A 16,116-nucleotide genomic window follows, 5' to 3' on the forward strand; every position below is an offset into this window, starting at 1 on the left:
CTCCGGCACGTCGGCGCCGGTCGGCCGCATGACCACCATCCAGCGCTCGGTGCTGTGGATCGCCGTGCTCGGGTCGTTCGTCGCCTTCCTCGACGGCACGATCGTGAACGTCGCCCTCCCCTCGATCAGCGAGGAGCTGGGCGGCGGCATCACGACGCAGCAGTGGGTCGTCGACGCCTACCTCATCACGCTCGGCGCCCTCATCCTCGTTGCAGGCTCGGTCAGCGACGCGTACGGGCGCGTGCTCGTCCTGCGCATCGGGCTCATCGGCTTCGGCATCGCCTCGGTCGCGATCGCGGCGGCACCGACGGCCGAGTTCCTCATCGTCGCCCGGGCGGTCCAGGGCGCGGCGGGCGCGTTCCTCGTCCCCAGCTCGCTCGCACTCATCACGTCGAACTTCACCGGTGCCGCGCAGAGCCGCGCCATCGGCATCTGGACCGCGATGACGACATCCGCGATGATCGTCGGCCCGCTCATCGGCGGCGTGCTCGTCGACCTCGTGTCGTGGCGGCTCGCGTTCCTCATCAACGTGGTGCCGATCGCCGTGACCCTCGTGCTCCTGGCCCGCGGCGGCTTCCGCGACACCCGGCATCCGGGAGCATCGATCGACTGGATCGGCGCAGCGCTGTGCACACTCGGCCTCGGCGGGATGGTCTATGCCCTCATCGAGCAGCCCAACCTCGGCTGGGGCTCCCCCGTCATCTGGCTGACGCTCGTGCTCGGCGCCGGCATGTTCGCGGCGTTCATCCTCCGTCAGCGCACCACGCGCCACCCGATCCTGCCGCTGGACCTCTTCCGGGTGCGCAATTTCTGGACAGGCAATGTGGCGACCGCGTTCATCTACGGGGCGCTCGCCCTCAACGGCCTCGTCGTGGTCGTCTACCTCCAGGAGGGCGCCGGGCTGCCGGCTACTCTCGCCGGGCTCGCGAGCCTGCCGATGACCATCCTCATGATCCTGTTCAGCTCCCGTGTCGGTGCGCTCAGCGGCAGGTGGGGTCCGCGGTTCTTCATGACCGTCGGCCCGATCACAATGGGCGTCGGCGCCCTGCTGCTCCTCACGACGACCACCGAGTTCTCGTACTGGTGGCAGATCCTGCCGAGCATGATCGTGATGGGCGCCGGCCTCGCCCTCACCGTCGCGCCGCTGACTTCGGCGATCCTCGGCGCGATCGAGCCCGAGCGGTCCGGCATCGCGTCCGCCGTCAACAACGCCGTCGCGCGCGTCGCCGGACTCATCGCCGTCGCCCTGCTCGCCACCATCGTGGGCGGCAGCCTCGACATCGACGGCTTCCACCGCGCGGCGATCGTCACCGCGGCGCTCATGATCGCGGGCGGCGTCACGTCGTTCCTCGGCATCCGCAATCCGGAGCGCACGACCGCCGCCTGACGCTCACCGTGAGGACGACGGATGCCGCCACCCGGCGGTGGGAGTGGGCGTAGGCATCGCCCCCCTGCAAGACTGGCCCCATGGCCGTCATCGAGAACTCGAAAGTCACCATCGTCGGAGCCGGCAGCGTCGGTTCGAGCGCCGCGTACGCGGCGCTGATCCGCGGCTCCGCCCGCCATGTCGCCCTCTATGACATCGCCACGCAGAAGGTGGAGGCCGAGGTCCTCGACCTCGCGCACGGCACGCAGTTCACCGGTTCGAGCGACATCATCGGCGGCAGCGACCTCTCGGTCGTCGAGGGTTCGCATGTGGTGGTCATCACGGCCGGCGCCAAGCAGGACCCCGGTCAGACGCGCATCGAGCTCGCTGGCGTCAACGCCCGCATCATGAAGACGATGATGCCCCAGCTGCTCAGCGTCGCGCCGGACGCGATCTACGTCATCGTGACCAACCCGTGCGACGTGCTCACCGTGCTGGCGCAGGAAGACACGGGGCTGCCGTCCGAGCGCATCTTCGCGTCCGGAACCGTGCTCGACACCTCCCGTCTGCGGTGGAAGCTCGCCGAGCGCGCGGGCGTCTCGACGTCGAGCGTGCACGCCTACATCGTCGGCGAGCACGGCGACACCGAGTTCCCGCTGTGGTCGAAGGCGACGATCGGCACCGTCCCGATCCTGGAATGGGTGACGCCCCGCGGCGACCGGCTGACCGTCGACGAGCTCGACCAGATCGCCATCGACGTGCGCGACGCGGCCTACAAGGTCATCCAGGGCAAGGGAGCGACGAACTACGCGATCGGCCTGTCCAGCGCTCGCATCATCGAGGCGATCCTCAACGACGAGCGCGCGGTCATGCCCGTCTCACCGGTGCTGCGCGACTTCCACGGCGTCGACGGAGTGGCGCTCTCGGTGCCGTCGATCGTGAGCGCGGCCGGCGCGGTGCCGGTCCGCGAGACGCAGTTCGACCCGCACGAGCTCGAGCTGTTCCATGCCTCCGCCGATGCGCTGAAGCAGGTCGCCGACTCGCTGCGCTGACCGGCGCCGCCGGCGTGTGCGGACCAGCCGCGACTCGCGACATCCGTCGACGCATCGGAGCAGCCGACCGGCGCCGCCCGCGCCCGGCCCGCCGCCCGGGTCATGTCGTGCCCTCGCCGTACGCTGGCCACATGCCCGCTGCCAGACGCCCGACGCAGACCGCGCCCTACCGTTGCACCGAGTGCGGCTGGACCACCCTCAAGTGGGTCGGGCGCTGCGGCGAGTGCCAGCAGTGGGGCACGGTGGTCGAGGCCGCTGAGCAGACCGGGATCCTGCGCTCGATCACCCCGGTCTCGCCGGGCGCGGCGCGGGCGGCGCAGCCGATCACCCGCATCGACACGTCCGATGCTCCCCGGCGCACGAGCGGGGTCGGCGAGTTCGACCGCGTGCTCGGTGGCGGACTCGTGCCGGGTGCCGCGATCCTGCTGTCGGGCGAGCCCGGGGTCGGCAAGTCCACGCTGCTGCTCGAGGTCGCAGCCCGGTCGGCGAACGCCGGGCGTCGTGTGCTGTACGCGAGCGCTGAGGAGTCGACGGCCCAGGTGCGCCTGCGCGCCGAGCGCACCGGCGCGCTGCACGACGAGCTGTACCTCGCGAGCGAGACCGATCTCGCGACGATCCTGGGGCACGTCGACGAGGTGGCACCGGACCTGCTGATCGTCGACTCGGTGCAGACCGTGTCGTCGGCACTGTCGGAGGGTATGGCGGGCCACCCGTCGCAGGTGCGCGAGGTCGCCGCGACGCTCATCCGCGTCGCGAAGGAGCGCGGGCTGCCGACGATCATCGTCGGTCACGTCACGAAGGACGGCTCGATCGCGGGGCCCCGTATCCTCGAGCACCTGGTCGACGTGGTGTGCCAGTTCGAGGGGGATCGGCAGACGTCGCTGCGCTTCGTCCGTGCGCTCAAGAATCGCTTCGGTCCGACCGACGAGGTCGGCTGCTTCGACATGACGGGCGCCGGCATCGCCGAGGTGCCCGATCCGAGCGCCCTGTTCCTGGGGCACGGCAGCACCGAGCCGGGCACGTGCGTATCCATCGCGCTCGAGGGACGTCGAGCCCTGCCGGTCGAGGTGCAGGCGCTGACGATCGACAGCAAGTCGCCCAACCCCCGCCGTATCGTCAACGGCGTCGACGCGGCGCGTGTCGCCACGGTGCTCGCCGTGCTCGAGAAGCGCGTCGACATCAAGACCTCCGACAAGGACGTCTATGTCTCCACCGTCGGCGGCGTGCGGTTCGTCGAGCCGGCGGCCGACCTCGCCATCGCGCTCGCGGTCGCCGGAGCGGTCAAGGGCTGGAACATCCCGCGGCACATCGCCGCCGTCGGCGAGCTGAGTCTCGCAGGCGAGATCCGGCCTGTCACGCAGGCCGCACAGCGCCGCACCGAGGCCGCGCGGCTCGGCTACCGCGACCTCATCGACGACCGCTCAGGCCGGCTGCGCGGCGCCCTCGACGACGTGCGCACCCGCGCGAAGGGGCGACCCGGCGAAGACGTCCCTGAGTTCTGAGCCGACCCGAGGCTCCAGTCGCCGCGGCAGCGTCGGCACCTCAGGGTCGCCGCGGAGAGCCGCGCCCGAGCGCCCGCCGCGCTTCAGCCGCCGCGCTTCAGCCGCCGCGCCTCAGCGGACGCGAGCCCGCCGGGGCGTCCATCGCCGCCCGCGCAGCGCCGCGCCTCAGCGGTCAGCGGCCGCGAGGCCGCCGGCGACGGGCCGGATCGACGAACCCGAGCACCACCGGGATCACGAGCCCCGCGGCGCAGACGATGCCCACGAGCAGGTAGTCCACCCCGCGAGCGTGCCAAACCCGCGGGCGAATGGGACGAGCTGCGACGGAGTGTCGCGAATGAGCCGGCTGCAGCGGAGACCGCGGCTGCGGCATCCGATCCCGCGTGACGCGGTCAGGCGTCCAGCGCGGCGATGAGGTCGGTGGGCGAGGCCTGCATCGGGTGCGGCCCGGCGATGTCGAAGAAGACGGTGGTGATCTCGTCCTCGTATGTGGCGAGGAAGGCCCGCAGCCACGCCGGCGACTGCAGCGCGACGCCCGGCGGAAGTGAGGCGGGCTTGTGCGCGGCGTCGCTGAACAGCAGCAGAGCGACGTCGCCCGTCTTCGGGTCGCGGTACGTCCACACCTCGCCGACATCGAGCGGGTTGTCGCGATCGCCCGGGCGCATCAAGGGCGCGACCGTGGGACCGTGCCGCAGCGCGAAGGCGACGGCTGCCATGTCCTGGGTCTGCAGCGCGTCCGCGAGTTGCGTGTTGCGGAACTCGAGCGGTTCCTTCTGCTTGTTCGCGCGCTTCTTGCCTGCCACCCGTCCAGCGTAATCGCCTCGAGACCGGCGGCGGGGTGGCCGATCAGGCGAGGAAGCCGCGCAGCAGCGCTTCCGAGCCGGCCAGGTGCTCGAGGATCGCCGCTTCCGCGGCATCCGGTCTCCCGGCGAGGATCGCGGTCACGATGTGCTCGTGCTGGGCGTTGGAGTGCTCGATGTTGCGCGGCAGCAGCGGGAACGTGTCGAGCCACTCGTTGACACGGGCCCGGTTCTCGGCGGCGAGTGCCACGAGGGACGGGATGCCGGCGAGCTCGGCGATCGAGAGATGCAGCAGCGTGTCGAGGCGGCGGTAGTCGGATGCCGAGGCCTCGGCGACGACCTCGTACCGCGCCCACAGCTCGTCACGCGCGGCGGCGTCGAGACTCCGGGCGGCGGCAGCGCGGGCGGCCCCCGCCTCGAGCACGCGGCGCAGGCCCAGGACGTCTTCGAGCTCGGCAGCCGTGACATCCCGAGGATGCGGGGGCTGCGGGAGCGGGTCGGCGACGAACGTGCCGCCGTACCGGCCGCGCCGGCGCACGAGGTAGCCGGTGTCGGCGAGCTCGCGGATCGCCTCGCGCACGGTGTCGCGGCTCACGGCGTACAGCACGGCGAGCTCCCGCTCCGACGGCAGCGACTCCCCCGGCGCGACGACGCCCAGCCGGATGGTCTGCACCAGGCGGGCGACGGTGTCTTCGAGCGCGTTGCCCTCGCGCACCGGGCGATAGACGGCCCTGCGCACCTCGTGGAGGGGGGCGTCGGTCATGACCTGGCCCCAGCGTCCGTGCCGTGACTCCGCCTGAATCGCGCGTCAGGCCGCTCGCGGCCGCGGAGTTGCGCGGCCGCGATCGGCAACAGCTCCCCTCGAGGCGGAGTCACGGCACGCGCGTTCGACACGATCGGGCTCACAGGGGTGTGACGTAGGCGTTGGTGATGCCGCCGTCGACCACGAACGCGGTGGCCGTGATGAAGGACGCGTCGTCCGAGGCGAGGAACGCGACGGCGGCGGCGAGCTCCTCGGGTTCGGCGAAGCGCCCCATGGGCACGTGCACGAGCCGGCGCTGCGCGCGCTCGGGGTCCTTGGCGAAGAGCTCCTGCAACAGCGGGGTGTTCACCGGCCCCGGGCACAGCGCGTTGACGCGGATTCCCTGCCGCGCGAACTGCACGCCGAGCTCGCGGGTCATGGCGAGCACGCCGCCCTTCGACGCCGTGTACGAGATCTGCGAGGTGGCCGAGCCGAGCAGTGCCACGAACGACGCGGTGTTGATGATCGAGCCGGCGCCGGCCGGCACCATGTGGCGCAGCGCCGCGCGCGAACACAGATAGACGCTCTTGAGATTGACGTCCTGCACGCGGTCCCACGCGGGCAGCTCGGTGGTCTCGATCGAGTCGTCGTCGGCGGGCGAGATGCCCGCATTGTTGAACGCGATGTCGATGCGCCCGAACTCCGCGGCGACGCCGTCGAACACTGCGTTGACCTGGGTCTCGTCGGCGACATCGACGGCTCGGAAGACGCCGTCGACCTCGTCCGCCGCGACCTCGCCGGTGGCCGGATCGAGGTCGGCGATCACGACGCGTGCACCCTCCGCGGCGAAGCGCCGCGCGGTCGCGAGGCCGATCCCGGAGGCGCCGCCGGTGATGATCGCGACCCGGTCCTTCAGTCGCTGGGTCAGATCCATGGGAGTGGGCTTCCTTTCTGGAGCATGTCCCGATCTCCGTCGCCCGAGGGGCACTCCAGCGATGGATTCCGGGACATGAAGGCGTGAGATCGGGACACGCGCGGGGTGACGGATGACATGGGGCTAGGCGTCTGTCGCGAAGAAGACGTTCTTGGTCTCGGTGAAGTGCTCGGCGGCATCGGGGCCGAGCTCGCGGCCGAGCCCTGACGCCTTCATGCCGCCGAACGGCGTCCAGTACCGCACCGACGAGTGCGAGTTCACCGACAGCACTCCGCTCTTGACGCCCCGCGAGACCCGCACCGCGCGGCCGAGGTTCTCGGTCCAGATGGAGCCGGCGAGACCATAGACGGTGTCGTTCGCGATTCGGATGGCGTCGGCCTCGTCGTCGAACGGGAGCACCGCGACGACCGGCCCGAACACCTCTTCGCGCGCGATCCGGTCGTCCGGCTCGGCGAGCACGACGGTCGGCGCGAACCAGAAGCCGTCACCGTCGGGGGCGGAGCCGCGGAAGGCGACGTTCGCCCCGTCGAGGAATCCCGCGACGGTGGAGCGATGGGATGCCGAGATCAGCGGTCCCATCTCAGTGCCCTCGTCTGCCGGATCGCCGACCCGCCACGCCCGCACCGCCGGCTCGAGCAGTTCGAGGAACCGGTCGTACACCCTCCGCTCGACCAGGATCCTGCTGCGGGCGCAGCAGTCCTGCCCGGCGTTGTCGAACACCGCGCCAGGCGCGGCGGCCGCCGCCTTCTCGAGGTCGGCGTCGGCGAACACGATGTTGGCGCTCTTGCCGCCGAGCTCGAGCGTCACGGGCTTGAGCTCGCGGGCGCAGCCGGCCGCGACATCCGTCCCGACCGAGGTGGAGCCGGTGAAGACGACCTTGCGGACGTCGGGGTGCGACACGAACCGCTGCCCGACGACCGAGCCGGATCCGGTGATCACCGTGAACAGCCCGTCGGGAAGCCCCGCCTCGAGCGCGAGCTCACCCAGGCGGATCGCGGTGAGCGGCGTGAGCTCGGCCGGCTTGAGCACGACGGCGTTGCCGGCGGCGAGCGCCGGCGCGAATCCCCACGACGCGATCGTCATCGGGAAGTTCCAGGGCACGATGATGCCGACCACGCCGTAGGGCTCATGGAACGTCACGTCCAGCCCACCGGCGACCGGGATCTGCTGTCCGCTCAGGCGCTCGGGGGCGCCGGCGTAGAAGTTCAGCACCTGGGCGACGTGCGACGCCTCCCACCGCGCCGAGCCGATCGGGTGCCCGGAGTTCAGCACCTCGAGCCGAGCGAGCTCCTCGACATGTGCCTCGACGACACGGGCGAAGGCACGCAGCGCGTCGGCCCGGGCCACCGGCGGCTGCGACGCCCACGAACGCTGGGCGCTGACGGCACGGGCGATCGCGGCATCCGTCTGCGCCTCGTCGGCGCGGGCGATCTCCCGGATCGGCTGCGCGGTCGCGGGGTTGATCACGGTGAACGTCGATGTCATGCCAAGACCCCGTTCGCCGCCTCGGGACGCGTCGTCTCGCTCGTGCCTCGCTCCCCCCGCCGGCGGGTACCCAGCCCCGCATAGACCGACGCCTGGGAGACGAGGCCGGCGAACAGGCGGCGGTCCTCGCGGTTCTCCTCGGGATGCCACTGCACGCCGAGGACGTACCCCTCGCCGTCGGACTCGAACGCCTGCACGAGGCCGTCGTCGGTGCGCGCGGTGGCGACGAGTCCCGCGCCCAGCCGGTCGATGCCCTGGTGGTGGTAGCTGTGCACGTCGAGTCCTCCGGGGCCGACGAGCTCCGCGAGACGCGACCCCTCATCGACGACGACCTCGTTTGTCGCGAACACGCCGCCGCCGATGCGGAACCGCTCAGTGCCGAGCGCCTCGGGGAGGTGCTGGTGCAGCGTGCCGCCCCGCGCGACGTTGACGAGCTGCAGCCCGCGGCAGATCGCGAGCACCGGCATCCGTCGCTCCTCCGCCCCCCGGAACAGCGCCAGCTCCCACGCGTCGCGGTCCGGACGCGCCGGATCGGTGAGCGGATGCCGCTCCGCGCCGTACAGCGACGGGTCGACGTCCAGTCCCCCGGTGAGGATCAGACCGTCGAGGCCCTCGAGCACCGCGGCGGCGGCGGCATCCGGCTCGGGCTGCGGCGGCAGCAGCACCGCGATGCCGCCGGAGGCCGTCACCGAGTCGAAGTACTGCTGCGGCAGGAAGGCGGCGCGGACGTCCCACACCCCCTGCTTCGCCTGCTCGAGGTAGGTCGTCAGGCCGATGACCGGCCGGCGCCCTTCGCCGTTAGAGCCGTTCGAAACCACGGACCCTCTCCCAATCGGTCACGGCCGCGTCGTAGGCCTCGATCTCGATGCGCGCCTGGTTCAGGTAGTGATCGACCATGTCGTCGCCGAAGGCGGCGCGGGCGATGGCCGACTCGTCGAATAGCTGCGCGGCCTCGCGGAGCGTCGTCGGCAGGTGATCGACGCCCGACGTGTACGCGTTGCCCTCGAGCCGGTCGGGCAGCGGAAGCTCATGCTCGATGCCGTGCAGGCCGCCCGCGATGATCGCCGCGATGCCGAGATACGGGTTGACGTCGCCGCCGGGCACCCGGTTCTCGACGCGGAGCGACTGACCGCGGCCGATAACCCTGAGTGCGCACGTGCGGTTGTCGATCCCCCACGCGATGCCGGTGGGGGCGAAGGAACCCTTCGCGAACCGCTTGTACGAGTTGATGTTCGGCGCGAACAGCAGCGTGAACTCGCGGAGCGTGGCGAGGATGCCGGCGATCCAGTGCTCCATGAGCGGGCTGAAGCCGTGCTCGCCGTCACCCGCCATCACGGGATCGCCTGCGGTCGACCGCACCGACAGGTGGATGTGGCAGCTGTTGCCCTCGCGCTCGTTGAACTTCGCCATGAACGTCAGGGCCTTGCCGTGCTGCTCGGCGATGGCCTTCGCGCCGTTCTTGTAGATGGCGTGCTGGTCGGCGGTCTCCTGCACTTCGGCGTAGCGGAACGCGATCTCCTGCTGGCCGAGGTTGCACTCGCCCTTCACGCCCTCTGTGTACAGGCCCGCCCCGTCCATCGACAGGCGGATGTCGCGCAGCAGCGGCTCGAGGCGGCCCGACGCGAGCAGGTCGTAGTCGACGTTGTAGTCGGTCGAGGGGGTGAGCTCGCGATAGCCCTTGGCCCAGGCATCCCGGTATGTGTCGTCGAAGACGATGAACTCCAGCTCGGTGCCCGAGAAGGCGACCAGACCGCGGTCGGTGAGCCGGGTGCGCTGGCGGTTCAGGATGTCGCGGGGCGACTGCACGACGGGCTCGCCGCTCTCCCACGTGAGGTCGGCGATGACCAGCGCCGACCCCGGGAGCCACGGGATGCGGCGGAGCGTCGCGACATCGGGTCGCAGCATCATGTCGCCGTACCCGGTCTCCCAGCTCGACATCGCGTAGCCGTCGACGGTGTTCATGTCGACGTCGACCGATAGCAGGTAGTTGCATGCCTCCGCGCCGTGCGGCAGCACCTCCTCCTGGAAGAGCCGCGCCGAGACGCGTTTGCCGACCAGACGCCCCTGCGCGTCGGCGAAGGCGACGACGACGGTGTCGATGTCGCCCGCGGCGATTCCGGCGTTCAGCTGCTCGACCGTGAGGTTGCCCGGCATCCGTTCCTCCTCCTGTGTCGACGTACGACGAGACTCGTGAGCGCGGTCCCCCCGAACCGCGCTCACCCGCACACTCTAACCAAAATCCGCTTCAAAGGTAGACACAGCCCACCAATAGGCACCACAATCGGCGAAAAGCGCGTCCGCGCACCCGAGCGCACCTCCCTTCGCTAATCCTTGGAGGACCGATGTCCCAAGCGAGCAGTGCACCACGGCCGGCGTCACCGGCATCCACCCCTGACAGTTCCTCGAAGGTCGCAGGAGCGACCTATAGGCGAGCCGGTCAGGACTACTTCCAGAAGCGCACCCTGAAGCGCTCGGCCGGCGTGTGGGGCCTCTGGGGCCTGGCCGTCGCCGCCGTCATCTCCGGCGACTTCTCGGGATGGAACTTCGGCATCGACGCTGCGGGCTTCGGCGGCATGATCATCGCCTTCGTCATCCTGGTGGCGATGTACTACGGCATGATCTTCTCGATCGGGGAGATGGCCGCCGCGATGCCGCACACCGGCGGCGCGTACTCGTTCGCGCGATCCGCGATGGGACCCTGGGGCGGCCTCGTCACCGGAGCCGCCGAGACCATCGAGTACGTGGCGACGACGGCGGTGATCGTCTTCTTCTCGGCGTCGTACGCGAACGCCATCACGGCCGAGCTGCTGGGGATCTCGCTGGACGCGTGGGTGTGGTGGGTCATCCTCTACGCGGTGTTCATCGCGCTCAACGCCGCGGGCGCGAACATCTCGTTCAAGTTCGCGATCGTGGTGTCGATCATCTCCATCGGCATCCTGCTCGTCTTCTCGGTCATGGCGCTGTTCTCCTCCGCGCTCGACTGGAACTCGCTGTGGAACATCGAGCCCGACCCGGGCTGGAACAGCTTCCTCCCACACGGCGTGCTGCCGATCCTGTTCGCCCTGCCGTTCGCCATGTGGTTCTTCCTCGGCATCGAGGAGCTGCCCCTGGCGGCGGAGGAGTCGCACGACCCCGTGCGAGACATCCCACGCGCGGGCTTCTGGGCGCGCGGGACCCTCATCGTCACGGGTCTGCTGGTCCTCTTCCTCAACACCGCCGTCATCGGCGCAGAGGCGACCGGCGTCGCCGCCGAGCCCCTGCTCGACGGATTCCGCGCGATCGTCGGCGACCAGCTCGCCGCCGTGCTGGCGCTGTTCGCCCTGATCGGCCTCCTCGCATCGCTGCAGGGCATCATGTTCGCGTACGGCCGCAACATGTACTCGCTCTCGCGGGCCGGCTACTACCCGAAGTTCCTGTCGCTCACGGGCAAGCAGCAGACGCCCTGGGTCGCACTCCTGGTGGGCGCTCTCATCGGCTTCGTCGCGCTGGTCGTCCTCGACGTGCTCGCGAAGGTCGACCCCGACAACGCGGGCGCGGTGGCCGGTGCGATCGTGCTGAACATCGCCGTGTGGGGGGCCGTGCTCGCCTACCTCATGCAGATGGTCGCGTTCATCATCCTCCGCCGGAAGTACCCGAACGCCAGCCGCCCGTACCGCAGCCCGTGGGGAATCACGGGGGCGGTCATCGCAGCCGTGATCGCAGCGCTCATCTTCCTCGGATTCCTGCTCAACGCGGCCTTCCAGCCGGCGATCGTCGCGATCGCCATCGTCTACGTCGTGATCCTCGTTGGATTCGCGGTGTACTTCCGGCACCGCCTCGTGCTCTCTCCTGAAGAGGAGTACGCCCTGTCGGGAGGCACGCACGGCGACCCTCAGGCGGAGGGGTACGACGCGATGGAGACCGAGGTGTTCGGCGACAAGCCCTAGAGAGTTCGGCCAGAACCTCACAGCGGGGAAACAGGAGCGGGGCGGTCTGGGGGCCGCCCCGCTCCATCGCTCGCGCGCTGCGCGACGGAGAACGGATGCCGCGGCCCGCGGTGCACGGAAGAGGGTGTCCGCCGGCCTATGCCCTCAGAGGCGGCAGCTGGTTCTCAGTACAGGAGGAACTGCTTGGGCTCGGTCGACGCGATGCCGCCGATCTCTACCGAGAGGTGGTACGACGCGCCGCCGCCGGGTGCGAGCGGGCGGTTGCCGTCGGCGCAGGTGCCCACGGCCGAGCGCGTCCGGTCCCATGTGAGAGGAGCCGCGCTCGACACGGTCTGGCCGGCGGCGATCAGCACCACCATGTCGCTCGGCTCGCTCTGGCAGTCCGTGGAGCGCCACCAGACGTCGTCGCCGCTCGTGACCGTGAAGGACTGGGCGGTGGTGCCCACGTTGAGCGTGCAGTCGGCGCCGTTGTTGGTCAGGGAGATCGAGAACTGAGGGTTCTGGTCGCCGGCGTAGGTGTCGGCGCTCGTCACGGCCTCGACGGTGATCTCGCTCGCGACGCAGGGCAGCGCACTCGGGGTCGCACCGGGAGTCGGCGTCGCGCCCTCGACCACCGCACCCTCGACAGCCCCGGTCTCGGTGCCACCGGTGGTCGCCTGCCCCGAAGGCACCGGCAGGGACTCGGCCGTGTTCTGCTGCTGCCCGGGGTCGGGCTTGTCCGACGAGTCCGTCGCGGCGACCGCCCAGGGCTGGGCGATGAGCAGCCACACGATCCCCGCGATCACGAGCAGGCCGATCAGCAGCACGAGACGCCGACGACGGTACACCGCCGGAGAGGGGCGACGTCGCGGAGTGGTGCCGGTCATGCTCACAGGTTAACCGCGGTGCCTGTGTTCTCCGGTCGGCGCGCCCCGCATCCGGCGAGCCGGTACCGCGTCGGCGTCACGAGCAGGGTCAGAGGCGCTTCATCATGCGCGTGTTGCCGAGGGTGTTCGGCTTCACGTGCGCCAGGTCGAGGAACTCCGCGACACCCTCGTCGGGCGAGCGGATGAGCTGGGAGTACACGTCGGGGTCGACGACCTGCTCGCCGATCGGCTCGAAGCCGCGCCGCGTGAAGAAGTCGACCTCGAACGTCAGGCAGAACAGCCGCGACAGGCCGAGGGCGCGGGCGTTCTCCTCGAGCGCCTCGACGATGGCCCGGCCCACACCGTGGTGCAGCCAGCCGTCCGCGACGATCAGCGTGCGGACCTCGCCGAGGTCCTCCCACATGACGTGCAGCGCACCGCAGCCGATGAGCTCGCCGTCCGAATCCTCGGCGACGAGGAACTGCTGCGTCGCCTCGTAGAGGACGACGAGATCCTTGCCGAGCAGGATGCGCCGCTGCACGAACGGCTCGAGGAGCGCCTGGATGCGGCGGACGTCGCGCGTGCGCGCGGGCCTGACCGTGAACTCTGCCACCCGTCCAGCGTAGATGCCTGCTCCGGCCGCCGAGCCGCCGGGCGCGCCGACGGCACCCCCGAACGACGAAGAGCGGATGCCGTGGCACGGGGCCACGGCATCCGCTCTCGTGATCTGTCTTACGCGTTCGCCGCGAGGTCGGGCGTGGCGGTGATCTCGCCGTTGTGGACGACGCCCACCGCGACCTTGTCGCCGCGCGGGCCGTGCTCGAACACGAACTCGCCGTTCTGCGCGTCGACCTTCACGTGGTCACCCGCGTCGAGCTCGCCGTGCAGGATCTTCTCGGACAGGCGGTCCTCCACCTCGCGCTGCATGGCGCGACGCAGCGGACGGGCGCCGAGTGCGGGGTCGAACCCGATCTCGATCAGCTTGTCCTTCGCGGCATCCGACAGCTCGATCGTCATGTCGCGGTCGAGCAGACGCTCGCCGAGGCGCTTGGTGAACAGGCCCACGATCTGGCGCAGCTCATCCTTGTCGAGCTGCGGGAAGACGATGATGTCGTCGACGCGGTTCAGGAACTCGGGTTTGAAGTTGCGCTTGAGCTCCTCGTTCACCTTGCCCTTCATCCGCTCATACGTCGTGCCGCTGTTGCCCTCGACCTGGAAGCCGACCGGCCCGCCGGCGATCGCCGACGAACCGAGGTTCGTCGTCATGATGATCACCGTGTTCTTGAAGTCGATCACGCGACCCTGGCCGTCGGTCAGGCGACCCTCTTCGAGGATCTGCAGGAGCGAGTTGAAGATGTCGGGGTGGGCCTTCTCGATCTCGTCGAAGAGCACGACCGAGAACGGCTTGCGCCGCACCTTCTCGGTGAGCTGGCCGCCCTCTTCGAACCCGACGAATCCGGGAGGGGCGCCGAACAGGCGCGAGACGGTGTGCTTCTCACCGAACTCCGACATGTCGAGGGCGATCAGCGCGTGCTCGTCGTCGAAGAGGAACTCGGCGAGCGCCTTGGCGAGCTCGGTCTTTCCGACACCCGTGGGGCCGGCGAAGATGAACGAGCCCGACGGACGCTTCGGGTCCTTGAGGCCGGCGCGCTGACGGCGGATCGTCTTCGACAGCGCGGCGATCGCCTCTTCCTGGCCGATGACGCGCTGGTGCAGCGCCTTCTCCATGAAGACGAGACGGCTCGACTCCTCCTCGGTCAGCTTGAAGACCGGGATGCCGGTGGCCTGGGCGAGCACCTCGGCGATCAGACCTTCGTCGACGACCGCGTGGGTCGCGACGTCGCCCGAACGCCACTGCTTCTCGAGGCGCAGGCGCTCGGCGAGGAGGGACTTCTCCTCGTCGCGCAGCGAAGCGGCCTTCTCGAAGTCCTGCTCCTCGGAGGCGAGCTCCTTGTCCTCGCGCACCTTGGCGATCTTCTCGTCGAACTCGCGCAGCTCGGGCGGGCTGGACAGGATCGACAGGCGCAGGCGGGCGCCGGCCTCGTCGATCAGGTCGATGGCCTTGTCGGGAAGGAAGCGGTCCGAGATGTAGCGGTCGGCGAGGTTCGCCGCCGCGACGATCGCGCCGTCCGTGATCTGCACCTTGTGGTGCGCCTCGTAGCGGTCGCGCAGCCCCTTCAGGATGTTGATCGCGTGGGGCAGGCTCGGCTCGGCGACCTGGATCGGCTGGAAGCGGCGCTCGAGCGCGGCATCCTTCTCGAAGTGCTTGCGGTACTCATCGAGCGTGGTGGCACCGATGGTCTGGAGCTCGCCACGGGCGAGGAGCGGCTTCAGGATCGACGCCGCGTCGATCGCCCCCTCGGCGGCGCCCGCACCCACGAGGGTGTGGATCTCGTCGATGAAGACGATGATGTCGCCGCGCGTGCGGATCTCCTTGGTGACCTTCTTCAGGCGCTCCTCGAAGTCACCGCGGTAGCGGGAGCCGGCGATGAGCGAGCCGAGGTCGAGCGAGTAGAGCTGCTTGTCCTTGAGCGTCTCGGGCACGTCGCCCTTGACGATCGCCTGCGCGAGACCCTCGACGACCGCCGTCTTTCCGACACCGGGCTCGCCGATGAGGACGGGGTTGTTCTTGGAGCGGCGCGAGAGGATCTGCATGACCCGCTCGATCTCCTTCTCGCGCCCGATGACCGGGTCGAGCTTGTTGTCGCGCGCGGCCTGCGTCAGGTTGCGGCCGAACTGGTCGAGCACCTGCGAGCCTCCCTGAGTGGTGCCCTGGGTCTGCTCGCCCGCGCCGCTGGCGACGCCGGCGGGCTCCTTACCCTGGTAGCCCGAGAGCAGCTGGATGACCTGCTGGCGGACCTTGTTCAGGTCGGCGCCGAGCTTGACCAGCACCTGTGCGGCGACGCCCTCGCCCTCGCGGATGAGGCCGAGGAGGATGTGCTCGGTGCCGATGTAGTTGTGGCCGAGCTGCAGCGCTTCGCGCAGCGACAGCTCGAGCACCTTCTTGGCGCGCGGCGTGAACGGGATATGCCCCGTCGGCTGCTGCTGGCCCTGGCCGATGATGTCCTGCACCTGCTCGCGCACGGCGTCGAGCGAGATGCCGAGGCTCTCGAGGGCCTTGGCGGCGACGCCCTCACCCTCGTGGATGAGACCGAGCAGGATGTGCTCGGTGCCGATGTAGTTGTGGTTCAGCATCTTCGCCTCTTCTTGGGCGAGGACGACGACACGACGGGCACGGTCCGTGAATCTCTCGAACATCATTCACTCCTCCAGGGCGATACGGGTCTGCTGAGCCCGCTTCGCCATACATCGAGGGTAACGACGCGGCCGAGAGTGCATGGCCGTGTTCGCCGTGGGCATAGCGCGCCCCTCCCCACATACGGGATACCGGGATGACTTGCGTTGAGGCATCCGTGTGGCATATCGTTTCTCGATAACAACGTTTATCGATATGGAGTGGGTGATTC

At 69.9% G+C, this 16,116-nt stretch carries 13 protein-coding genes; 4 read left to right on the plus strand and 9 right to left on the minus strand.

Annotated elements, in window-relative coordinates; genetic code table 11:
- Positions 1-28: 28 nt before the first annotated feature.
- From Q9R08_RS01245 to radA, 3 genes are all read left to right on the plus strand, one after another.
- Positions 29-1,387 (plus strand): MFS transporter, encoded by a 1,359-nt coding sequence (locus tag Q9R08_RS01245; RefSeq protein ID WP_308866643.1) that lies wholly within the window; start codon positions 29-31, stop codon positions 1,385-1,387.
- Between the two features lie 80 nt (positions 1,388-1,467).
- Positions 1,468-2,418 (plus strand): L-lactate dehydrogenase, encoded by a 951-nt coding sequence (locus Q9R08_RS01250; protein WP_308865994.1) that lies wholly within the window; start codon positions 1,468-1,470, stop codon positions 2,416-2,418.
- Positions 2,419-2,549: 131 nt separating this feature from the next.
- Positions 2,550-3,920: a DNA repair protein RadA gene (gene radA / locus Q9R08_RS01255; RefSeq protein WP_308865995.1), complete on the plus strand. Its 1,371-nt coding sequence runs from the start codon at positions 2,550-2,552 to the stop codon at positions 3,918-3,920.
- Positions 3,921-4,309: 389 nt separating this feature from the next.
- Here the strand turns inward: radA and Q9R08_RS01260 are convergent, their stop codons facing one another.
- From Q9R08_RS01260 to Q9R08_RS01285, 6 genes are all read right to left on the minus strand, one after another.
- A complete protein-coding gene (locus Q9R08_RS01260) occupies positions 4,310-4,720 on the minus strand; it encodes a dehydrogenase (protein WP_308865996.1) in 411 nt (136 codons plus the stop codon).
- A 43-nt stretch (positions 4,721-4,763) separates the two neighbouring features.
- The gene (locus tag Q9R08_RS01265) at positions 4,764-5,480 is read right to left on the minus strand and encodes a FadR/GntR family transcriptional regulator (RefSeq protein ID WP_308865997.1); all 717 of its coding nucleotides are present in this window, start codon (positions 5,478-5,480) and stop codon (positions 4,764-4,766) included.
- Between the two features lie 139 nt (positions 5,481-5,619).
- Positions 5,620-6,393: a 3-oxoacyl-ACP reductase gene (locus Q9R08_RS01270; RefSeq protein WP_308865998.1), complete on the minus strand. Its 774-nt coding sequence runs from the start codon at positions 6,391-6,393 to the stop codon at positions 5,620-5,622.
- A gap of 123 nt (positions 6,394-6,516) precedes the next feature.
- On the minus strand, positions 6,517-7,878 hold the full coding sequence (locus Q9R08_RS01275) for an aldehyde dehydrogenase family protein (protein WP_308865999.1): 1,362 nt from the start codon (positions 7,876-7,878) through the stop codon (positions 6,517-6,519).
- The gene (locus Q9R08_RS01280) at positions 7,875-8,696 is read right to left on the minus strand and encodes a gamma-glutamyl-gamma-aminobutyrate hydrolase family protein (RefSeq protein WP_308866000.1); all 822 of its coding nucleotides are present in this window, start codon (positions 8,694-8,696) and stop codon (positions 7,875-7,877) included. The genes Q9R08_RS01275 and Q9R08_RS01280 overlap by 4 nt, the downstream gene beginning before the upstream one ends.
- Positions 8,677-10,032, minus strand: a complete 1,356-nt coding sequence (locus tag Q9R08_RS01285) for a glutamine synthetase family protein (RefSeq protein WP_308866001.1) — start codon at positions 10,030-10,032, stop codon at positions 8,677-8,679. Before Q9R08_RS01285 ends, Q9R08_RS01280 begins: the two co-directional genes overlap by 20 nt.
- A gap of 188 nt (positions 10,033-10,220) precedes the next feature.
- Here Q9R08_RS01285 and Q9R08_RS01290 point away from each other — a divergent pair, with 188 nt between their 5' ends.
- Positions 10,221-11,804, plus strand: a complete 1,584-nt coding sequence (locus Q9R08_RS01290; protein ID WP_308866002.1) for an amino acid permease — start codon at positions 10,221-10,223, stop codon at positions 11,802-11,804.
- A 164-nt stretch (positions 11,805-11,968) separates the two neighbouring features.
- Here Q9R08_RS01290 and Q9R08_RS01295 read toward each other — a convergent pair whose 3' ends face one another.
- The 3 genes from Q9R08_RS01295 to Q9R08_RS01305 all read right to left on the minus strand — a co-directional run bounded on the left by Q9R08_RS01295 (position 11,969) and on the right by Q9R08_RS01305 (position 15,907).
- A complete protein-coding gene (locus tag Q9R08_RS01295) occupies positions 11,969-12,670 on the minus strand; it encodes a hypothetical protein (protein ID WP_308866003.1) in 702 nt (233 codons plus the stop codon).
- 88 nt (positions 12,671-12,758) lie between these two features.
- Positions 12,759-13,262: an amino-acid N-acetyltransferase gene (locus Q9R08_RS01300; protein WP_308866004.1), complete on the minus strand. Its 504-nt coding sequence runs from the start codon at positions 13,260-13,262 to the stop codon at positions 12,759-12,761.
- A 119-nt stretch (positions 13,263-13,381) separates the two neighbouring features.
- Positions 13,382-15,907: an ATP-dependent Clp protease ATP-binding subunit gene (locus Q9R08_RS01305; RefSeq protein WP_308866005.1), complete on the minus strand. Its 2,526-nt coding sequence runs from the start codon at positions 15,905-15,907 to the stop codon at positions 13,382-13,384.
- Between the last annotated feature and the right edge of the window lie 209 nt (positions 15,908-16,116).

It is taken from the genome of Microbacterium psychrotolerans (assembly GCF_031085295.1).
GTDB classification, from domain to species: domain Bacteria; phylum Actinomycetota; class Actinomycetes; order Actinomycetales; family Microbacteriaceae; genus Microbacterium; species Microbacterium psychrotolerans.